The sequence below is a fragment of the Pedobacter frigidisoli genome, from assembly GCF_004331675.1.
Lineage (GTDB): Bacteria > Bacteroidota > Bacteroidia > Sphingobacteriales > Sphingobacteriaceae > Pedobacter > Pedobacter frigidisoli.
On the sequence record NZ_SJSN01000004.1, the window covers coordinates 150,378 to 172,580 of the forward strand.

General features: G+C 35.0%; 22 protein-coding genes. 10 read left to right on the forward strand and 12 right to left on the reverse strand.

Annotation, left to right across the window (positions count from 1 at the left end; translation table 11 throughout):
* Positions 1-99: 99 nt before the first annotated feature.
* From EZ449_RS06270 to EZ449_RS06295, 6 genes are read left to right on the forward strand one after another with little or no spacing between them, the layout of a single operon-like run.
* Entirely contained in the window at positions 100-2,475 is a 2,376-nt protein-coding gene (locus tag EZ449_RS06270; RefSeq protein ID WP_131557115.1) for a DUF2339 domain-containing protein, read from the forward strand.
* Positions 2,453-3,685, forward strand: a complete 1,233-nt coding sequence (locus EZ449_RS06275) for a DUF3999 family protein (protein ID WP_225872251.1) — start codon at positions 2,453-2,455, stop codon at positions 3,683-3,685. The genes EZ449_RS06270 and EZ449_RS06275 overlap by 23 nt, the downstream gene beginning before the upstream one ends.
* Positions 3,686-3,696: 11 nt before the next feature.
* Positions 3,697-4,788, forward strand: a complete 1,092-nt coding sequence (locus EZ449_RS06280; RefSeq protein ID WP_131557117.1) for a DUF695 domain-containing protein — start codon at positions 3,697-3,699, stop codon at positions 4,786-4,788.
* A 6-nt stretch (positions 4,789-4,794) separates the two neighbouring features.
* On the forward strand, positions 4,795-5,247 hold the full coding sequence (locus tag EZ449_RS06285; protein WP_131557118.1) for a DUF1569 domain-containing protein: 453 nt from the start codon (positions 4,795-4,797) through the stop codon (positions 5,245-5,247).
* A gap of 6 nt (positions 5,248-5,253) precedes the next feature.
* A complete protein-coding gene (locus EZ449_RS06290; RefSeq protein ID WP_131557119.1) occupies positions 5,254-5,616 on the forward strand; it encodes a hypothetical protein in 363 nt (120 codons plus the stop codon).
* Positions 5,617-5,636: 20 nt separating this feature from the next.
* Complete coding sequence (locus EZ449_RS06295) at positions 5,637-6,593, forward strand: zinc dependent phospholipase C family protein (RefSeq protein WP_131557120.1); 957 nt, start codon at positions 5,637-5,639, stop codon at positions 6,591-6,593.
* Between the two features lie 22 nt (positions 6,594-6,615).
* Here the strand turns inward: EZ449_RS06295 and EZ449_RS06300 are convergent, their stop codons facing one another.
* From EZ449_RS06300 to EZ449_RS06330, 7 genes are all read right to left on the reverse strand, one after another.
* Complete coding sequence (locus EZ449_RS06300; RefSeq protein ID WP_131557121.1) at positions 6,616-7,299, reverse strand: VTT domain-containing protein; 684 nt, start codon at positions 7,297-7,299, stop codon at positions 6,616-6,618.
* Between the two features lie 67 nt (positions 7,300-7,366).
* Positions 7,367-8,074, reverse strand: a complete 708-nt coding sequence (locus EZ449_RS06305) for a DUF4397 domain-containing protein (RefSeq protein ID WP_131557122.1) — start codon at positions 8,072-8,074, stop codon at positions 7,367-7,369.
* A gap of 59 nt (positions 8,075-8,133) precedes the next feature.
* Positions 8,134-8,805, reverse strand: coding sequence for a DUF4397 domain-containing protein (locus EZ449_RS06310; RefSeq protein WP_131557123.1), 672 nt, complete (start codon positions 8,803-8,805; stop codon positions 8,134-8,136).
* A gap of 82 nt (positions 8,806-8,887) precedes the next feature.
* Positions 8,888-10,012, reverse strand: a complete 1,125-nt coding sequence (dnaN, locus tag EZ449_RS06315) for a DNA polymerase III subunit beta (protein ID WP_131557124.1) — start codon at positions 10,010-10,012, stop codon at positions 8,888-8,890.
* A gap of 33 nt (positions 10,013-10,045) precedes the next feature.
* Positions 10,046-11,731 carry a gliding motility-associated ABC transporter substrate-binding protein GldG gene (gene gldG, locus EZ449_RS06320; protein ID WP_131557125.1) on the reverse strand — a complete coding sequence of 562 codons (1,686 nt, stop codon included), beginning with the start codon at positions 11,729-11,731 and terminating at the stop codon, positions 10,046-10,048.
* Positions 11,731-12,456 (reverse strand): gliding motility-associated ABC transporter permease subunit GldF, encoded by a 726-nt coding sequence (gene gldF / locus EZ449_RS06325; RefSeq protein WP_131557126.1) that lies wholly within the window; start codon positions 12,454-12,456, stop codon positions 11,731-11,733. The genes gldG and gldF overlap by 1 nt, the downstream gene beginning before the upstream one ends.
* A gap of 42 nt (positions 12,457-12,498) precedes the next feature.
* Entirely contained in the window at positions 12,499-13,272 is a 774-nt protein-coding gene (locus EZ449_RS06330; protein WP_131557127.1) for a hypothetical protein, read from the reverse strand.
* A gap of 134 nt (positions 13,273-13,406) precedes the next feature.
* On the opposite strand from EZ449_RS06330, the gene EZ449_RS06335 reads away from it, so the two are divergent.
* Positions 13,407-14,459 (forward strand): alpha-L-fucosidase, encoded by a 1,053-nt coding sequence (locus tag EZ449_RS06335; protein ID WP_131557128.1) that lies wholly within the window; start codon positions 13,407-13,409, stop codon positions 14,457-14,459.
* A 53-nt stretch (positions 14,460-14,512) separates the two neighbouring features.
* Here the strand turns inward: EZ449_RS06335 and EZ449_RS06340 are convergent, their stop codons facing one another.
* From EZ449_RS06340 to EZ449_RS06360, 5 genes are all read right to left on the reverse strand, one after another.
* Positions 14,513-15,181 carry a porin family protein gene (locus EZ449_RS06340; protein WP_131557129.1) on the reverse strand — a complete coding sequence of 223 codons (669 nt, stop codon included), beginning with the start codon at positions 15,179-15,181 and terminating at the stop codon, positions 14,513-14,515.
* A gap of 107 nt (positions 15,182-15,288) precedes the next feature.
* The gene (locus EZ449_RS06345) at positions 15,289-15,984 is read right to left on the reverse strand and encodes a porin family protein (RefSeq protein ID WP_131557130.1); all 696 of its coding nucleotides are present in this window, start codon (positions 15,982-15,984) and stop codon (positions 15,289-15,291) included.
* A gap of 212 nt (positions 15,985-16,196) precedes the next feature.
* Positions 16,197-16,739 carry an outer membrane beta-barrel protein gene (locus EZ449_RS06350; protein WP_131557131.1) on the reverse strand — a complete coding sequence of 181 codons (543 nt, stop codon included), beginning with the start codon at positions 16,737-16,739 and terminating at the stop codon, positions 16,197-16,199.
* Positions 16,740-16,742: 3 nt separating this feature from the next.
* Positions 16,743-17,450 (reverse strand): ATP-binding cassette domain-containing protein, encoded by a 708-nt coding sequence (locus EZ449_RS06355; protein ID WP_131557132.1) that lies wholly within the window; start codon positions 17,448-17,450, stop codon positions 16,743-16,745.
* Between the two features lie 158 nt (positions 17,451-17,608).
* The gene (locus EZ449_RS06360) at positions 17,609-18,529 is read right to left on the reverse strand and encodes a glycerophosphodiester phosphodiesterase family protein (RefSeq protein ID WP_131557133.1); all 921 of its coding nucleotides are present in this window, start codon (positions 18,527-18,529) and stop codon (positions 17,609-17,611) included.
* A gap of 259 nt (positions 18,530-18,788) precedes the next feature.
* On the opposite strand from EZ449_RS06360, the gene EZ449_RS06365 reads away from it, so the two are divergent.
* The 3 genes from EZ449_RS06365 (at position 18,789) to EZ449_RS06375 (ending at position 22,134) form a co-directional block, all read left to right on the forward strand.
* A complete protein-coding gene (locus EZ449_RS06365; RefSeq protein ID WP_131557134.1) occupies positions 18,789-20,432 on the forward strand; it encodes a glycine--tRNA ligase in 1,644 nt (547 codons plus the stop codon).
* Positions 20,433-20,526: 94 nt separating this feature from the next.
* A complete protein-coding gene (locus EZ449_RS06370) occupies positions 20,527-21,213 on the forward strand; it encodes a 2'-5' RNA ligase family protein (protein ID WP_131557135.1) in 687 nt (228 codons plus the stop codon).
* Between the two features lie 48 nt (positions 21,214-21,261).
* Positions 21,262-22,134, forward strand: coding sequence for a DUF6252 family protein (locus EZ449_RS06375; RefSeq protein ID WP_131557136.1), 873 nt, complete (start codon positions 21,262-21,264; stop codon positions 22,132-22,134).
* The last annotated feature ends 69 nt before the right edge of the window (positions 22,135-22,203 follow it).

Here is a 22,203-nt window from a genome sequence, read left to right on the forward strand (position 1 = left end):
AGGAACCCATGTTATATTTTACTCAATAAAATATTTTCCTTAACCTTGTAGAATTCATCCCTATATTTAATAACGCAAATTACGCATCAACAATATAGAATGGATAATTCCGAACAGTTAAACCTGCTTTTAATTAGGCTGGAGAATTTATTACTTAGACAACAAGGTTTCGAAGCTGAAATTGAAGCTTTAAAACAACAAGTTAAAGCACTCCAATCTGGAACAAGTCACATTGTTGAAGCGCAAAAAGTGCCTCCTGTTGTAATTGCGCCTCCGCCAAGAAATACTCCGCCAGGTGCAATAAATCAAAATACCATTGCGCAGCAACCAGTTCCAAGCCCATTTCCACCACGAGTAAATCAACCGCAAAGCAATTTTGCCGATAAGTTTAAGCGTGAAAACATGGTTAAATCCGATTTTGAAAAGTTTATCGGAGAAAATTTAATCAGTAAAATCGGAATCCTGATTTTAATTCTTGGTGTGGGTATTGGTGCAAAATACGCTATCGACCATGATATGATTAGTCCGCTAACCAGGATAGTTTTAGGCTATGCAGTTGGTGCGGGTTTAATGGCTTTTGCCATCAAATTAAAAGAGAAATACGAAAACTTTTCGGCGGTTTTAGTGAGTGGCGCAATTGCCATTATGTACTTTATTACTTATGCGGCCTACGATTTCTATTCGCTCATTCCACAGGCTTTAGCATTTATTTTGATGGTTGTTTTTACATCATTTACAGTGGTAGCAGCCATAAAATACAACAAACAGGTTATCGCTCATATCGGTTTGGTTGGCGCATATGCAGTTCCATTTTTACTGAGTGATGGTTCTGGAAAAGTTGGCGTGCTGTTTACGTACATGGTCATCATTAACATCGGAATTCTAATTTTGAGCTTCAAGAAATACTGGAAACCTTTGTTTTATGCCTCTTTTGGTTTAACCTGGTTAATTTTTGTTTCGTGGCGAATGGACTTAGGTTCAGACAATAAATTCTTTGGATTATCATTACTCTTTTCGACCTTATTCTTCCTCACGTTTTACATGACCAACCTCGCTTATAAGGTAACCCGAAAAGAAATTTTTGGCTTCAGCGATGTAGTTATTCTACTTTTAAATTCATTTATTTATTACGGAATCGGTTATTTCATCCTTTCAGAAAACAAGAATAGCGTAGAATTATTGGGCTTGTTTACACTTGCCAATGCCGTTATCCACTTTGTGGTAAGTTTAATTATCTATAAAAAAGAACTAGCCGATAGAAATCTTTTCTACCTGATTTTGGCAATGGTAATAACTTTTATTACTATCGCCGTTCCTGTTCAACTTAATGGCGGTTGGGTAACAATTTTCTGGACGGTTGAGGCCGCAGTGCTATTTTACCTGGCTCGGGTTAAAAACATTGCGATTTACGAGAAGCTATCTTTTCCATTGATATTTCTGGCATTTCTTAGTTTGCTACAAGATTGGACCAGCTACTTTGATTACTATGGCAACGATTCAGCAATCACACCAATATTAAATGTTTGCTTCTTAACCGCTTGTATTTTCATCGGAAGTTTTATCTGGATGTTCAGCGTGAGCAAAAAAGAAACCGAAAAGCCTGCCGAATGGCCTTGGATGAGGCAGATTTTGAGTTACGCTATCCCATCAATCTTGCTTTTAACCGTTTATGTAACGTTTAGATTAGAGATTTCTAAATACTTCGATAATCTGATACAATCCACAAGAATTACAATGCATCCAAGAATTGGTACTGATGACCCGAGCTATGAGTTTAATTACAATTATGACACGCTTAAAACTGCCTGGATTTACATTTATACACTGTTTTTTGCTTCAGCATTAACTTATTTCAATATTAAAAAATTGAAGAATAGCGAACTCGCAATTGCAAATTTGATTATCAATTTATTGGTTGTGGTGCTATTCCTTACTCATGGACTTTACACTTTAAGCGGGCTTAGAGATAATTATTTATTTCCAGATAGCAAATACTTCAGCATCAGTTCTTTCAATATTGGCATAAGATATATTTCAATGGCCTTTTTTGCGTTGCTGATTGTTCAATGTTATCAATTACAAAAATCAGGTCTGCTTAAAAAAGATTTCAAAACCATGTTCGATTACCTTTTGTATATTTCCATTTTATGGGTTATTAGCAGCGAGTTAATTAACATTTTGGAATTATCGGACACCCAAGAAAGTTATAAATTGGGCTTGAGTATTCTCTGGGGCGTTTATTCATTGTTCTTAATCGGAATGGGATTAGCGAAAAACAAAAAACACTTGCGCATTGGCGCAATGGTTTTGTTTGGTATTACGCTTATCAAACTATTCTTTTACGATATTTATTCTTTAGGCACAATCGCAAAAACCATCGTTTTTGTATCATTAGGTGTGCTTTTGCTCATCATTTCATTCCTTTATAACAAATACAAACATTTAATTATTGATGATGTTAAAGTTGAAAATTAACCTGCTTTTATTGCTTTTACTAAGTATTGCTATCGCAAAAGCACAAACCAATACCTACAAATTTAAACGAGATATAACTGGTGTAAATTCGGTTTGGCACAGCATGAAACTGCCAGACCAATTGTATAAAAATGCGAATGCAGGCTTTGAGGATTTAAGGATTTTCGGCATCAACGGAAAAGATACCATTGAAGTTCCGTATCTCTTAAAGCAACGAGCTTATAAGGTTAATACCAAGGAAAGTGCCTTTAAACGAATCAACCAAAGTTCAAATCCAAACGGTTATTATTACACTTTTCAATCTGATGCAACGAATACCATTAACCAGATTAATTTATCTTTCAAGCAAGGTAATTTCGATTGGCAAGTAACACTAGAGGGCAGTAATGATAACCAAACATGGTTTTCAATCTTGAAAGATTACCGTATCCTTTCTATCAAAAATGATGATACCGATTATCAGTTTACCAAATTGAGTTTCCCTGATTCAAAATATCAGTATTTTAGAGTTGCATTGAAAAGTCCTGTTCAACCTGAATTATTGGAGGCAAAAATTTCGAAAACCGATACCATAAAAGGAACCTACCAAGATGTAAAGTATAAAACTTTTGATATCAAAAATGATGCTACTATCAAGGAAACTGTCATTGATGTTGTTTTAGAAAATCCCGTTCCACTATCCTATTTAAAACTGAATGCGCAAAGTGATTTCGATTTTTATCGTTCGATTAAAATTGAATATGTAACCGATAGTTTCAAAACTGATAAAGGCATCCAATACAACTATGCCAATCTTTACGAGGGCACAATTAGTTCATTGGAAAAACCTGAATATCATTTCGAAAACACCATTACATCGAGGTTAAAAATTACTGTTCAGAACAATGATAACAAGCCGCTGCGACTAAGCGGATTGGAACTTAAAGGCAATGTTTACGAAATAATTGCCCGTTTCGATAATCCCAAATACACTTACGCTTTGTATTATGGAAATGAAAAAGCGACATCGCCAAGTTATGAGATTGAGAAATTTGAGAGTAAAATCCCTGCAGATTTAACTTCTGTAACTATCGGGCATGAACAACATAATCCTGCATATTCTATCATAGCTGAAAAACCATTATTCGAAAATAAAGCCTGGCTTTGGGTTTTAATGGCAGTTATTATAGCATTGTTGGGTTGGTTTTCATTTAAAATGTTGAGGAATTAAAAATTAGTATAATGAGTTTTTTGAAGAAAATATTCGGGTCGAAAGAAGAGCCTGTTAAATCAAACCAAGACTTTTGGAATTGGTTTCAGCAGAATGCAGAATCCTTTTTCAAAGTAGTTAAAGATGGTCATAATATTGAAAAAGATTTTTTCGATAAACTATCCCCTAAATTAAAAGAGTTAAAAGATGGCTTCTATTTTTTGGCGGGAATGGTAAATAACGAAACTGCTGAATTGGTCCTTACTGCCGACGGTATTATTTCCAACATCGCTTTTGTAGAAGATTTAGTTGCTGATGCGCCCAAGATTAAAGGATGGCTATTTACTGCACTTAAGCCTGCTTTAAATATAGCTGATGTCAATATTAAAATGGGCGATTTAAACTTCAACAAAGATAATCTGAGTTTTTATTACACTGAAAAGGCTAATTTTCCTGATGAAATTGATGTTTCCGTTATTCATAGTGATTTTAACGAAGAAAATAAAGACCACATTACGAATGGAACTTACATCTTTTTAGATAATTTTCTTGGCGAATTAAACTTTGCCACAACTATCGATAAAATTAGCGTGATTGGCAAAGACCAAGCTACTCAGGAATTAATTCCAATAGAGAAGTTAAAAGATTTTTTAATCTGGCGGGAAAAAGAATTTATTGAAAGATATGATGGAATTCGGCATGATACAGAAAACGACCAATATAACATGTTGGAGGCCACACTAAAAAATGGAAATCCTTTATTAGCGGTGGTAAATACAGACTTACTTAATTGGGATAGCAAGGCCTCTCATCCCTGGATATTAAATATTGAAGTTAAGTTTTCTGCAAATGAGAATGGCATGCCGAACAAAACCGACTACCAACTTTTAAATGATTTTGAGGATGAAATTTTAAGTCTTTTAAAAGATTCTGACGGATATTTAAATATTGGCAGAGAAACCGCAAACGGTATAAGAGAGATTTTTTTCGCATGTAAAGATTTTAGAAAACCATCTAAAGTAATGCATGAAATTGAAATCAGATATGCTGATAAATTTGATATTTCACATGAAATATATAGAGATAAATACTGGAAATCATTTGATAGATTTAAAGGAAATTAAACAAACATGAAAAACATTTTCCAACCCGAAATAACCAGCGAAGTAATCGCAAGAATTAATAAATTAACGCCTGCCTCGCCTCAACTTTGGGGCAAAATGAATGTTTCTCAAATGTTGGCGCATTGCAATGTGAGCTATGAATTAGTTTATGATGACAAACACCCAAAGCCAAATGCTTTTATGAAACTGATTATGAAAGCTTTCGTAAAAAACATTGTCGTGAGCGAAAAACCTTACAAAAGAAATAGCCAAACTGCGCCATCATTTATAATTACGGATGAAAAAGAATTCGAGAAAGAGAAAAATCGTTTGATAGATTATTTAAATAAAACCCAGGAATTAGGCGAAAATTATTTCGATGGCAAAGAATCTCATTCCTTTGTAAAGCTAAATAAAACGGAGTGGAATAATATGTTTTATAAACATTTAGACCATCATTTAAATCAATTTGGAGCTTAGTTAAAAATGATTAGAAAAATTTTAGGTGTTATCATCGGCTATGCCATTTTTGTAGTATCATCACTCCTACTTTTCAAAATTTCAGGGCAAAAACCGCATTCCGATGCGAAAAATCTCTTCATTATTTTCACGGCAATTTATGGCGCTTTATTTTCAGTTATAGCAGGTTATTTTACTCAGTTCACATCTCAAACTAAAAACCTGAATGTAAATCATATTCTTGCTATAATTATTGCAGGTTTTGCAGCATTTTCGCTTCTTGAATCTGACGGAAACCATTGGACGCAAATTTTAGGAATCGTCATCTTTGCCCCAATCTCTATTTTAGGTGGAATGTTAAGTAAAAGTAGAATGCATAAAAAACACTAAAAGATTTACTATCTTCCATTATGAAAAGATTAACGATTTTAATTGCGTTAATCATCCCGCTCTTTCTTTGTACCTCCTGGGGATTCTTTGCACACCAAAGAATTAACAACTTGGCAATATTTACCTTGCCAACAGGTATGATTGGTTTCTATAAAAAGAACATCAAATACATTACTGAACATGCAGTAGACCCTGACAAACGCCGATATGCTGATACCTTGGAAGCACCACGACATTATCTTGATGTAGAAAATTATGAGAAAGATATCGACAGCATTCCTGAAAAATATAACGATGCTTTGGCTAAATATGGCTTAAAACATTTAAATGCAAACGGCATTGTACCTTGGCAAATACAACGCACTTATTATAGCTTGGTTAAAGCTTTTAAAACAAGAGATTCGATTAAAATTCTAAAATACTCTGCAGATTTAGGGCATTACCTTGGTGATGCGCATGTTCCGCTCCATACCACAAATAATCATAACGGGCAATTAACCAATCAGGTTGGCATTCATGCCTTTTGGGAAAGTCGTTTACCTGAATTATTCTCTACCAATTATAACTTCATCGTTGGTAAGGCCATTTATATCGAAAACCCATTAAAAGAGGGCTGGAAAATTCTTAAACATACACATAGTTTAGTTGATACTGTTTTAACTTTCGAGGCACAGTTAGCTAACTCTTTTCCATCGGATAAAAAATATAGTTTCAGCGAGAGAAATAATACTGTACTCAAACAATATTCTACAGCATATTCAAAAGCTTATCACGATAAAATGGAGAACATGGTAGAGAAACAAATGCGTTCTGCCATTTTAGAAATCGGCTCGTTTTGGTATTCGGCTTGGGTAGATGCAGGTCAGCCAGAGTTAAAAAACCTTATTAAAATAGATTTGGAACCCGAAGAAAAGAAAATGGAAAATGATTTAGAAAAGAAATTTCAAAAGGGCGTTCCGATTGGAAGAGAACTTTAATAAAAAGTAAATTACTGGCTTACTAATCCTCTTTTATCTCTTCTTCAATAAGTTCCTCAACTTTTTTCTTTGAGAAAATAGATTTTAAAGCGCCGTAAATAACCGGCAAGAATGTTCCAACGGCAATAATCAACACTAAAATTTCAAAATTCTTCTCTACAAATGGAATTTTTCCTAACAAATATCCGGCGAATAGTAAGCTTGTAATCCAGGCAATTCCCCCTACTACGTTGTAATAGGTAAATTTACCAAACGACATTCTCGAAGCTCCAGCTACAAAAGGTGCGATCGTTCTAATAATGGGTAAGAAACGACTGAATATAATGGCTTTAGCACCATGTTTTTCGAAATATTCGTGAGACTGATGATAATACTTCAGTTTAAGAATTTTATTATTCTCTTTAAAAACCTTAACTCCGAAATATCTACCCAATTGGTAATTTACGGTATTGCCTAATATAGCTGCAACAATCAAAATTAAAAGCATAAACCAGATATTTAAACCTGTTCCTTCGCCAGCAACTAGAGCCCCAACAGCGAATAACATGGAATCTCCAGGTAAAAATGGCAAGACAACAAACCCAGTTTCGGCAAAAATGATGATGAAAAGGATCAGATAAGTCCAGGTTTTGTATTCCTGCATAATTACCTCTAAAGTTTCTTTTGTATTAGTCAGTAATTGTATGAGTAAGTCGAAAAATTCCAAGTGCAGTAAGTTTTATCTTTGGCAAAAGTAGGGATATAGGGTGATTAATTGTTAAATCTTTAAAGATTTAATTATTAGGAACTAAACGTTCTTTTAATTTGCCGTTTTTTGCGCCTTCAATAATAACGGTATAAACCTTGCCTTTAGCAAAGTTCGTGTAAGAAATTGTATCCTCTACTCCAGTAGAATCAATAAGATTAAGTACAAGAGAAGTTTTGCTCCTACCTACTTCTATAATTTGTCTATAACCTGATTTCTCTCCATAACCCAGTGTTTCTGTAAAACTTTTTGTTCTATCAGTAATCATAACTTTCGAACCCAATGTGTATCCATAATTTATAAACATCACTTGAGCCACATTCAAATTCTGTCTAACCGTGTCTTGATAGATAAACATTTTGGGCTTTGTTGTTGGTAAACTATCCGATTTAGTGTAATAGATTGAATAATTTTTTCCTAACGCAAATGTTTCTTTTGATGAGCTATTTGAAACTCCTGTAATAGTGTTACGTGAATCTATCGTGTACTCCTTTTCGGCTTCTACAACAAAATATGAAGAATTTGTACTTGTTGCGAGTGCAGAAACAGCTGAAACGCTATTAAATAAAGCATTATTGAAATAGAAATTGCGAGTTGTATCAGAGATAACGGTATTAAAAACCCGCACTTTTGCATCACCTATAATCGAACCATCATTCTTTATACATGAACTTATAACTAGTGCAATAAAAAACAAAAGAAATATTTTGGGAAACAGAAACGTTGGGTTCTTCATACAAAAATCGATATGCTAGTAAAACGTAAAGATAGTGGAAAGCATATTAAACATTGAAATTAATTATCGGTTATAATGTGCGCATCTAGCGAAGCTGATGTTGTACCACTGAACCAGATGGTATAAATTTTACCAGCCTCTAGATTTGTTCCATCTAATGTTTTAACAATTCCAGAACCTACGACGGTGTACCTCAAATTCATCCCAGCTTCTACTGTAAAATAGGTTGATGCTTCTTTAAAAGCTAAGTTGTTTACAAATTGTGTTCCTGCCTGTACGCTAACATTTATGCCTGTATTAAAGAAAGATGTTAGACTAATCAGCTTGATTTTGGCTTTTGTGGGCTCGTTATTGCTCAAGTTATCTTCATAATTCACAATTTCCCTTACACCAGCTCTATTACTCACCAAAAATGTTGTATAGGTGATGGATGGAGTAAAATTTAAAGCTGCATTTGTAGGATTTGTTGAACCTTTAAAAGAGACACTTCTATTTCCTGATGGGATTTTAATGTAGTTGCTTGTTTCGCCAAATGCCAAAGCCACAGTTGTAAGTTTAGTATCATCAACATACACATCTTGGTTAACCTCTGTTTGTACCGCATTAACAACTTTCATTTTAGCCTCGCCAATTGCAACTTCATCAGGGTTATGCTTTTTGCAAGAAAAGACGCTTATTGCAATGCTCATAAATAGAATATAAGAAGTTAGTTGGTTGGTAGCGTGTTTCATAGATAGTTGTATTTGGTCTAAACAAAAATGGCTTGGTTCAAAAACCAAGCCATTTATCTATGAAAACTAAAAAATTAGTAGTTTAGTAACTGTTATTCAGCATTACTGGCATCACCAACATTAAAACATCTTCATTTTCATCATTGGTTTGAGGAATTAAAAGACCAGCTCTATTCGGTGTAGAAAGTTCTAATGTCACTTCATCACCACTTAAATTACTTAACATTTCGATTAGGAAACGAGCATTAAAGCCTATTTCTAAATCTTCACCATCATATTGGCAACTTAAACGCTCATGTGCCTCATTAGCAAAATCTAAATCTTCTGAAGAGATATTTAATTCGCTGCCGCTGATTTTTAACCTTACTTGGTGTGTAGTCTTATTTGCGAAAATTACAACACGACGCAATGTATTTAAAAACAAACTTCTATCGATTATTAATTTATTTGGATTATTCTGAGGGATAACTGCCTCATAATCTGGATAGCGCTCGTCTATTAAACGACACACCAAGTTAATATTTTCGAACTTGAAGAACGCACTTGTTGCATTGTAATCTACTGATACATTGATATCTGTAGAAGGTAACGCTGCTTTTAAAAGGGTTAAAGCTTTCTTTGGCAAAATGAAAGATGTCGCTTTATCAGCTTTGCTGTCCATTCTACGGTAACGTACCAATTTGTGTGCATCAGTAGCTACGAATGTAATGTGTTGTGGAGATAATTGGCAAAACACACCAGTCATCGCCGGACGTAACTCATCGTTACTAACCGCAAATATGGTTTTGGTAATTGCCTCCGTTAACACCGAAGCAGGTAAGTTTACCGATGAAGCATTTTCAACCACTGGAATTTTAGGAAAATCATCACCATTTTCACCACTTAATTTATATTTACCATCACCTGCGCTAATCTCAATTGCAAAAGTAGTATCATCGATATTAAAAGCAATTGGCTGATCGGGCAAGGTTTTAAGCGTATCTAATAAAATTTTAGATGGAACAGCAACTTTACCTTCTTCTTTAGATTCTACAGCCAAAGCAGTTGTCATGCTGGTTTGCAAATCGGTAGCAGAGATCGTTAAGTTTCCGTCTTTAATTTCGAAAAGAAAATTTTCTAGTATGGGTAAAACTGTACTGCTGCTCGATGCACCATTTACAGTTTGTAAGTGTTTTAATAAAGTTGATGTGGATACAATAAATCTCATAATATCAATTAGTCTTCTTCAAAAATATAAAAATTATTTAGCGTACTTGTATTTGCGGTGATAATGTTGAAAAATTGCAAAGAATATCAACAATAATAATGGTGCTCCAACATTTATAAGCTGCCATTTTGTTTTTTCGAGTTTAATTTTGGCTTTATCCAATAATCTTATCTTCACATCCTTATTTCGCAAGGTAATTAGATTGTCCTCATCAGTGAAATAATCTGCAATATTTAACAATAAAGCCTTATTACCAAAAGTTTTTTGCGAGTAACGATCAAATCCCAAGGGAAATGGCGTCCCATCTTTTTCAGAAACCTGGTTTTTAAAGATATCGCCATCACCAATCACAATCATTTTGGTAGGCTGGCTATTTGCATTAACAGTGTAAGGTGCAGAAATACCTGCGGGTAATGGCCTGCCAGCAAAAACAGATGGGAAACTTCCCTCCAACATCACCCCAACATTTTGTGGAACACTTTTAAAAGCTGCTGGATCTAGCTGTTCGCCAACCATTTGCAAGCTGAATAATTTGGGAACATTGTAAACCTTATTAAAAAAGGAGGTAGTTAATATGTAAGATTTTGTCACTCCTTTTGCGCCAATCGTATCTACTGTGCTTGGAAATTCTGATTTTACTCCATCTAATTTTTTCACCACACTATGAACGGTATCTGGCAATAAAATCGGGTAATACATCCAAGGTACCAATTCCATTTGATTTTGCCCACCAACAACTCCGGTAGAAACAGGAATTTCCGCAGCATTAGCCGGATCGCTAATGATGTTGTAATTTATTCTGGCGCCATACATAAAAAGCATATCATCCAAATTCAAATTGCGGCTGCTAGCCATTTGCCCGCTTCTTCCCCTTAAACTATCCAATTCTGCATTTACCTGATCGATACTCCAGAGTACGCGACCGCCTTTCATTACAAAATAGCTGATTTTATATTTTTCGGTTTCTGTAAAAGGTTTTGTTGGCTTTGCAATAATCAACATGGCTAATTTATCTAAACCAGCTTTTTCAATTGTATTTAAATCTATCGGGCCAACGGCGTAACTGCTCGAAAGTGTTCTGGTGGCATCGTATAACTGCGCATCTGGCAATTCTCCGTTTGCTCTGGTAAAACCGATTAAAGCATTGCTACCTGTTACCACTTTCTTTAAGCTTGAGGTAAAAACATATTCCAGATTTTCGATAGAACGGTTAATATTATCTTCATAACTGCCACTCATATCCAAATTTTGAAAAAGTTTAACAGGAAGCTGATTGCCATTACTTTCGATCATAGCCATTGGAAATACCAATTTCTGCGTTAATCCTGCCTCGGTTTTAACACTTAAATTTGTTGCTTCTATACCTTGTTGGTATAAATTATTGATCACGGTATCTTGATCTGCTTGGCTTAATCCAGCTATTGGATCTACAAAAACAACTTTTAAATCTGATTTGGAATAGGCTTTATAATCTGATAAAATATCACTAACCGCATTTTGTAATCGCTTAAAGGCTGGCGGAAGTTCTCCATTTAAAAACACGGTAATAATTACTGGTTTTTGATTTTTCTCCAGCAACGACTTCGTTTTTTCGCTTAAGGTAAACCTTTTATCATCCGTAAAATCAAAACGATGAAAAGCAAATTGGCTAACGATATTCAGTAGAATTAAAAACGCTAAAACAATAATAAAATTGATCCATTTGTTTTTTCTTCCCATTATCGCTTCCCTCCCATTACTAATTTGGTAAACAATAAAAAGAGCATGGTGAAAGAGATGAAATAAATCAAATCGCGGGTATCTAACACCCCACGACTGATTGAGGTATAATGTTGGTTAATGCCCAAATTTGTGATGGAAGATTCATATTGCTGCAAAGCGATAACTTGGCTAGAATAATCAAACCCTAGAAAGGCAAAGGCACACAAGCCTGCAGAAATTACAAACGCAATTACCTGATTTTTTGTTAACGAAGAAGCGAAAATGCCAATTGCTGTAAAAGATGCGCCTAACAAAAATAAGCCGATGTACGATCCGATTACGGCTCCAGCATCTATATTCCCTTCGGGGAAACCAAGTTTAGAAATTGAATAGTAATAAATTAATGTTGGAATTAAGGCAAAAAGCACCAACACCAAACTGGCAAAATATTTGGCAGCGATAATTTGCCAAAGCTTAATTGGCCGGGTAATTAAAAGTTCATAAGTCCCTTCCCGTCTTTCTTCTGCAAAAGACCGCATGGTAATTGCCGGAATTAAGAACATAAAAAGGTAAGGCACCAAGCTGAAGAACCCGCTGAGTTCTGCATAGCCATAATCGAGAATGGAAGTATCGGGGAAAAACCAAAGTAAGAGCCCAGAAACCAACAAAAAAATTCCGATGGTGATATAAGCAACCATCGAACTTAGAAAACTGAATAACTCGCGTTTAAAAACTGCGTACATGTGCTATTAAAACGCCGAAGTTAACCATTTATTCCTGCAAAATTAAACATGATCACGAAGTAAATAAGCCTTAAATAAATCGCTTACATCGTTAATGCTTTCATAATTCGGCTTAATAAAACCAACACCAGGATGATCTTGATCCCAAATGGCACCAATCATCACTGCGCTGATGATAATAAAAATACTTGTTACAATAAAGGTTTGATTGCTATGAACTTTCTTCATAAAACCAATCAAAAAACCCATCATTAACGAATATAAAATTAGAATACTCATAATTAAAGATGGCGTTGTCTTCCCATAATTTTGAGTTAAACGAATATATGCCGAACGTAAATTACTCGTGTTCGAAGTGATTTCAGAGATTTCCGATCGACTTTCTGGGTGTTTTTTCTGATAATCTGTTAGAAAATAATCAAGCTTCTGATCATTTAAAATCACTTCATGGATAATCTTTCCGGTTTCTTTTGCATTAGGGTTAAGGTTATCATTATGAATGGCAAAAAATGCCTTCAAATAATCTTGAACTCCTTTACGGAGCTGAACTTCGTAATATTTTGATTTCTTAACTACCAAAGAAAATTTATCTGCAACGGCGTCAATCTCATCATTACGCTGATTTGCGTGTGTACTCGAACCGGCCAGTGCAAAAGATAAAAGCAGTGCATAAATACTCATTAAGCTAGATTCTAGTCCGATATTTTTCCACGATTTATTTAGCCGTAAGCGATGAGATGCATAACGAGCACCTACAAAAACGCTTAATAGCAATAACCCAGGATATAAAAACAGAAAAAAGATATATTGAAGCATAATAATATTAACCTTAAAAATAAGGAATCTTTTGGTCAAACCATTCTGTAACTCCTATTTTACGAACCTAAATTTTGAAAATAAATATATTTACGACTATCTAAGCTATTTAGTTTAAACCAAATCTCCCATCAATGAAAAAGTTATTATTATCATTTGCGTTGTTATTTCTTTTCATGGCAAGCTTTGCTCAAAAGACCAGCATTTTGCCAATTTCGGCTTCCCAACCTAACAAGTATCAATTAGAACAAATCAACAGAAAATATGGAATGTTTATTCATTTTGGGATAAACACCTTTCACGATGAAGAATGGTCTGACGGCTCACTGCCTGCCGTTTCTTACAATCCAAAAAATATTGATGCCGAACAGTGGGTTAAAACTGCCAAGAATGCAGGAATGAAATATGTAATTTTAGTTACCAAACACCACGACGGTTTTTGTCTGTGGGATAGCAAGTACACGGACTATGACGTTCAAGCATCGAGCAATAAAACAAATGTTGTTTCTAACCTTGCCAAAGCATGCAAAAAATATAATATCGGGCTAGGTTTATATTATTCTTTATGGGATAGGAAGCAAAATGGAGATGTAGAAAATGTAAATCTAGATGATACATATAACAAGTATATGATTAATCAGATAAATGAATTATTAGATTTAACCAAAAAGGAAAAGGTAAATATTGTAGAATTTTGGTTTGATGGTGGTTGGCTAAAAACGAACAAACGTTGGCCTACGCAAGCAATCTATAATACCATAAAATCAAAAGCACCTGCTTGCCAAATTGGAATAAATTGGAATATTGGCTTGCCTAATAATGAAGACGCACATACGATTTTACCCGATAAGCAAAAGGAGAACTATCCTATTAGATATTTTCCAAGTGATTTTAGGTTAGGGGATCCGTACTTGCCAGCAAACCCCGATCCTAAGGTTTTTAACCACGATAATAAGCCATATTACATGCCTTGGGAATCGACCATTTGTATGAGTTCTAGATGGTTTTTTAATACCAAGGATACCACCTATAAATCTATAGAAACACTTGCCAACAATTATAATAAGGCTACTGCCCAAAATAATATTCTAATTTTAAATTGTCCACCGAACAGAGATGGAAAAATGAGGGAAAGGGATATTGAATTATTAAAAGATCTTGGCAAAAAGTTAAACCTCGTTAAATAGTTTTCTGCATTAAGATTTCTCGATTGTTACTGGGAAATCTTATTTATTTACGATTATAAATAAAAACCCACCCCAATGGAATAAACAAGATTTTTAGCTTTTAAATAAGTATCATTTGAGCTGGAAATGTTAATTGCGCTTGCACTACAGTCCGCGTGGATATTTATTCCTGAAACCAATTTATAGCCGACCAATGCATTTCCGCCTACATCAAGGCGCTTAAAATCTTGATCAGATCCAAAATTAATGTTTTGTTTATTGGGATAAACCTCATCACTCCTAGTAAAAGTGTATTTTATGGTTCCTGCTAGGGCATAAGCAACGTATGGGCCCAACCCTACAAATACATTTCCCTTTCCTGCTGGAATATTTACTAAAACATTTAAAGGGATTTCTAAATATGTTAATCTAATTTTTCCCGATGTGGCTGTGTTCGGAAGATTGTAAACATAAGAAGCCTTTGCGCCTTTTCCTGTTACTGAAAAACCTGGCTGAAATAAAATGGCTTTACTTATTGGAACATCAACTGTAGCTCCAAAATAAAAGGAAGTATAAATTTTGCTTTCACTTATTCCACCGCCATCAGAAGCAATAGCCTCATTTGATGTATTGATTTTTGGAAAAGTAACTCCTGCTTTTACTCCAATTTTTAAGGGTTTTCTCTGCGCCAGAACATTCAAAGTACAGCAAGTTAAAATTACGAAAGCAACTATTTTCTTCATGGAATGTCGATTCTTAAATCCCCTAAATATACATAAGCTTAATTATTTTTCAAAAACCAAAAAAGCCCCCAATAAATTGGAGGCTTCGACAATTTTTAAATTTGTATTTAGAAAGAAAATCCAACACCTACAGAAAATACTCTGTTTGTAGCCTTAAATTGGCTTGAGTTTTCGTTAGAGATATCGCTTAACCCTAAGCCGTAACCAGCATGAATATTTACACCGCTGTTTAATTGATAGCCAGCTAAAAAGTTAACACCAAAATCGCCACGTTTCATATCCGAATCACTGTTAGACCCAAATTTAACATCGCTTTCACTAGATTCGCTACTTGATGTTCCATTAATTGTTCCTGCTGAAGAATCTTTGTCTTTTCCACTGATAGCCATAGCGTAGTAAGGACCAGCACCAACGAATATTTTACCTTGGCCTACTGCAAAATTAGCAATAAGATTTACAGGTAATTCTAAATACATTAAACTTCGTTTTGAAGTTTCGGTTGCTGAATAAGTTTGTCCAGCGACCATTCCTGATTCAGAATACTCTTGTTTAGCGCCTTTTCCAATAAGGGATAAACCTGGTTGAACTGAAAAAATTTCAGAAACAGGAATGTCTACAGTTCCTCCTACATAGAAAGAAGTATTCGTTTTAAAAGTTTCATTATTGGTTTCTAATCCACTAACGCTAAATGTTGGAAAATTTACACCTGCTTTAACACCAATTTTGATGGCGTTGTTTGTTTGAGCTGAAGCTGCATATCCTATGCCAGCTACCATTAATAAAGAAAGTAATGTTTTTTTCATTTGATTGTTAATTATTTCGTATTCGAATACAACTCTAATGCCAATAAAAAAAATCGGCAACTAACAAATTAATAATTACATATAAATAACTGATAGTGAGGTAAAAAAATATTCTTAAAAGTTTTAGCTAATAACTATAACTAAAAATTTCGTTGAAATATTTCAACAGATTGGGGAATAAAATCCCAGTATATTAGTCTGAATATAAAAAACTACAATCCAAAAACGTAAGCAACCCTTAAGCCAACAAACCCCTTTGTATTCGATGTATTTAGTGCGATAATGTTGGTATCGTTTTTACTCGACCAAGCTTCGTACCTAATGCCTAAATCCAACTTGTTGTTTCCAGATAGCCTGAATTGATTTCCGAATCCTGGCGACCAAACGAAAACGGTTTTTTGTCCGTCGTTTAAGGGCAGAGCAGCGCCCAATTGTCCCTCGGCATAAAAGCCCTCGCTAATTTGATATTTTAAACCTGCTTTTAAGGGGATATATGTTAAATCCTGAGTATTTATAAACTGATTCTTCTTTCCGAAAAAGTTCATGTAGCACACGTTTAAAGTTATAGCAAATTCCGAGGCAATTGGAAAATCTGCCTTGATGGATGCGCCAACTCCTATTCCAGATATGTTAGTGAAATTGCCCGACGGCAAGCCAACTTCAGCACCGATGCCAATATTTGGTGTGGTTTGTGCCGTTAGATTTAAGGAAAACAAAAGTACAAAGGCAACTAAAAAGATTGGAATCTTAAACATAAGCTAAGCGGTAAGTTTTCTAAAAATATCTTCTAATGAATTTTGCTGGTAAGTTTTTTTGATTCCCTCCAAAGAATCGTTTGCTACAATCTTGCCTTTATTTATGATGATGATATCATCGCAAATGGCTTCCACCTCTTGCATAATATGTGTGGAAATAACGACGGTTTTGTTTTTCCCCAACTCTTTTATCAATGCCCTAATATCAACCAGTTGATTTGGATCTAAACCTGAAGTTGGTTCATCTAAAATTAAAACCTCGGGATTGTGAATGATAGCCTGCGCCAAACCAACCCTTTGGCGATAACCCTTAGACAGCATTCCGATTTTTTTATGCTGCTCTGGCGTCAAACCAACCAATTTAATCACTTCATCAATTCTAGCTGGTAAATTTTTAAGCTCATAGGTTTGCCCCACAAAGTTTAAAAACTCCTTTACATACATATCGGTGTAAAGCGGCGTATTCTCTGGCAAATAACCGATCAGTTTTTTTGCTTCGATGGGTTGTGTTATTATGTTTTTATTGGAGATTTCAGCTTCGCCCGATGTAGGCTCCACATAACCTGTTAGCATTCGCATCGTAGTAGATTTCCCTGCGCCGTTTGGTCCTAGAAAACCTAAAATCCGGCCAGGTTTTGCCTCAAAGCTTATTGAATCAACCGCTTTTTGCTTATCGTAATGCTTAGAAAGTTTGTTTACTGAAATACTCATACTGTTTAATATTTAACCGCAAAGAACACAAAGTTATTCGCAAAGTACACGAAGTCTTTAACCAGTTCGTCATTGCGAGGCACGAAGCAAACCTACTATAATTGATATTAACCCGAAGCTTTAAGATTGCTTCGTGCCTCGCAAAAACGATATTGTATTTAATTAACGTGAGCCGAACTCAACTTTTTGTTATACCTAAATTTATCCAACTCTGTTGATGCCTGTGGCAGATTATCTCCTGATAAAATATCGGCACCATTATTTACCAAATGATAATAAACCATTCTTGCTGGACTGCTGATGGCGCTTTTATCAATATTGCCCATTGTACCTAAAATGGTTGTAATTCCTTTTGCATGCAGAAAATTATAAAGTTCTTTATCTGGTGCACTCACCCCAACGAAAGCTACAATTCTATTATTTGGAATACCCAAATCGTTAAGTCTTTTTAGCTCTGCTTTCTTTTGAACAGAGGCCGAAATCATTAAATCGGGTGCTAATTGATGAACTTCTTTTGCTTGATCGGCTGTGTAGGTAATGATAATCGAATTGCTTTCTACTTGATATTGCTTAACTTTTTCAATCACTTTGGCATAAGAAACACCTTTCTTTAAATCGATGGTAAGCAAAACCTTGCCTTTGCTCCAACTTAAAACGCTATCTAAAGTTGGGATCTTGAAACTGGTTTCTTTCCCATCATCATCTTTTAAATTGAAAGCTTTTAGGTCCTCATAAGTATAATTCCCTATCGCTCCTTTTCCTGTTGATGTTCTATCCAGTTTATCATCATGCATAATCACCATCACAGAATCTTTGCTGTAAGCGATATCAAATTCAACAATTACCGGATTATAAGTTGTTGCATTGTTAAAAGTCTCGATGCAATTTTCAGGGAAACCAGGCATTGGTCCGCCGCGGTGGGCACTAATTAATGGGAAGCGATTTTCTGGCGACCATTTTAAGAATTGATATAGTTCTTCGATTTTATTAAATTTAATATAATGACGTGCTTTTTCTTCTTGCTTGCATGATGTGAAAATTGCAATTAAAGCAAAGAAAAGTAAATATTGAAATTTCATGTTTCAAAAATAGGAAAAAATGGATGATGTAAGAGGTAAAATGGAATTGATTGTAGCGAGCAGTAGCATCAGCCCTCGCGGCTGATTAGCTACTATTGCTTTTCTAAAAATTCTTGAACCATATAAGACATTTAAGAACATGTAAGCTTATTGAGTTCTAATCAAAATCTTAAAATCCAATAATCCTTAAAATCCTAGTCAAAAACCTTTTACCTTTTACCTCTTACCTTTTACCTTATTTATTATCTTTGCCTCCATTATGGCTCAAAAGAATAACGACGAACAGTTTAAAAATGTAATATCACACGCTAAAGAATACGGTTTTGTATTCCAAAGCAGCGAAATATATGATGGCTTAAGTGCCGTTTACGATTACGGCCAATTGGGTGCCGAGTTAAAAAACAATATTAAAACGTATTGGTGGAAAGCCATGGTGCAGATGCATGAAAACATTGTAGGCATCGACTCTGCGATTTTTATGCACCCGAAAGTTTGGAAAGCAAGCGGACACGTTGATGGTTTTAACGACCCGATGATTGACAACAAGGATTCGAAAAAACGTTACCGTGCCGACCAATTATTAGAGAATAAAATTGATGAATTATATTCGGAATTAGCGAATTTCTCTGCAGAAAACAAGGCTAAGTTTGAAGAATTTCAACAAGAAATTTTAGGATTAAGTGATGAAGGACAAGCAAGCTGGATTCCAAGTTTTAAAGATGAAGAAGGGATTTTAGACAACGCGAAATATCCTTTTGTTGATGAAGCGAGCTGGAAATTTGTTAAGAAAGGTTTAGCGCTTGAGGTTGAAATGAACCTCGCACTTAAATCAGAAAACTTAGCACAGCTAAAAGATTTAATTGTTGATTATAAAGTAATTTGTCCGATTTCTAAAACTTCTAATTGGACGGATGTTCGCCAGTTTAACCTGATGTTTAGCACTCAGTTTGGTGCCATGGCAGAAGGCAGCGATGAAGTTTATCTTCGTCCTGAAACGGCACAAGGTATTTTTGTGAACTTTTTGAACGTACAGAAATCTGGAAGAATGAAAATTCCTTTCGGTATTGCACAGATTGGTAAAGCTTTCAGAAACGAGGTTATTGCTCGCCAATTCATTATGCGTATGCGTGAGTTTGAGCAAATGGAAATGCAATTTTTCGTTCGCCCAGGAGAAGACAAAAAATGGTTTGAGTATTGGAAAGAGGCTCGATTGAAATGGCACATGGCTTTAGGAACTCCGCCTGAAAAATACCGTTACCACGATCACGTGAAATTGGCGCACTATGCAAATGCCGCAACTGATATTGAGTTCGAATTCCCATTCGGATTTAAAGAGGTTGAGGGTATTCACAGCAGAACGGATTTCGATTTAAAGCAACATGAACAATTTTCTGGCAAGAAATTGCAGTATTTCGATAACGATTTAAATGATGATGGTAAGCCTTATGGAAATTATGTTCCTTATGTTATCGAAACATCTATCGGTTTAGACCGTATGTTCTTGTTAACGATGATTAATGCTTTTGAGGAACAAGATTTAAGCACCGAAGATAAGCAGGATAGTCGTACTTTATTACGTTTGCATCCTGCTTTGGCGCCATACAAAGTTGCCGTTTTCCCTTTAACTAAGAAAGATGGCTTACCAGAAAAAGCTCGCGAAATTATGGATACATTGAAATTCGATTTCAATTGTATTTATGAGGAGAAAGATGCAATTGGTAAACGTTACCGCCGTCAGGATGCTGTAGGTACGCCTTTCTGTATTACAATTGATCACCAAAGTTTAGAAGATAATACGGTTACCATTCGTCATCGCGATAGTATGGAGCAAGAGCGTGTTGCCATTGCAGATTTAACTTCAATTGTAGGTAATGCAGTGAGTTGGAAAACACTATTAGCATAGATTTACCACCTTAGAAACCTAAGAACATTTAAGTTGGAATTGTAAATATACTTAGTCGCAGAGTTTAAAGCCTGCGACTTTTTTATGGAAAAAAATGAACCTAGCCGATCACTACAATAAACTCTATACAGAATCTATCGCCAAAATCGATTCTGGAAATTATGAAATTGACCATTTAATTGATTCAGATGATGATTACCGCTTTGGAATTACTTTGGTAATTAGACCAGATGAAACTACAAAAGCTAATATTCAGCATTTTCTGAGTGAGGTAAAAGCGATTGAGCCCGGTCAATATTACTATGAAAATTCAGACCTCCACATTACTGTAATGTCTATTATTTCTTGTTATGTTGGTTTTAAATTGGAGGATATTAATGTTGAAGATTATGTAGATCTGATTAATCAAGTTTTAGAGAATCATAAAAACTTCAAAATTCAATTTAAAGGATTAACGGCATCACCATCTTGTATTTTAATTCAGGGATTTTTGACTGATACACTGAATGAAATCAGAGATGATTTAAGAACTGGATTTAAAAATTCAGATTTACAACAAAGTATAGATAAGCGTTATGCCATACAAACCGCACATTCTACAATTGTTCGGTTTAGAAGTGAGTTAACCTATAAAACAGAATTATTGGCGCTAATGGAAAAATACCGCGATTATGATTTTGGGACGTTTGAGGTAAGCAAAATCGAGCTGGTTTATAATGATTGGTATCAAAGAGAGAGGTTTGTAAAGAAGCTTCATGAGTTCGATTTGAAGATTGATTAATTTCTTTATCTTCGCAAACTAATTAATTAACCAAACAGAACAACGCTCGTGAAAATTTATTTTAGATTAATTCTTTTGGCATCATTATGCCTCATCTTTACCTCATCTTGCAAAAAAGAAATTGATTACCATCCAGAATGGGACAAATCTGCCATGAGCGGAAAAATTGATGGCGTATTATTAGAATGCACACTCGCTACCGCTCAATTTTATGTTGTTGGCACAAAAACAACCTTGCAGATCTTAGGCAACAAAGGCACTAGTGGCTTTAGTTTAATGATCAATGATTTTATGGGGACTGGGACATATAAAGTTGCTGATAATAACATGGCCATTTATCTTTTAGGCATAGCAGGACTACAAGACGCTTACCAAGGTTATGAGATCGGAACTATAAAAATTACAAGTTATACTGAGAATAAAATTATTAAGGGAACTTTCGAGTTTACAGGTAAAAATTATTCAACTTTAGTAAATAAAAATATTACCGAGGGTCAGTTTAATATTAGTTTGGTACCTCAAAAACTCCCTGAAACAAACAGCAGCACAAATAATTTAACTGCAAAAATAGATGGGACTTCGACTGGCTTTACCGGAGAAGCCATTACAGCAAATACACCGATTGGCAATCTACTAACCATTGTGAGTGTAAATGGCGACAAGCGTGTTGCAATCTCTATAATCGGTTACAAAGGCATAGGCTCTTATGATATCGCAAAAGATGGAACCGGTGTTTACATGAAAGATCAAACTGCAACTGGCTCATTTTATGCTGAAACTGGAGCTTTAATTATTACCAGTGAAGCTGGAGGAAAACTAAAGGGAACTTTTAACTTTAAGGGGCCCAACCAAGATTCCAACATCAAAAATTCGGTAAATGTTACTGATGGTGTTTTTGATATGCCTCTTAGTAGGAAATAACATTATTTATACTCAAATCTTTTGCCGTTGGTTATATCAATCAGCGGCTTTCTTTTTTACAAGAACTCA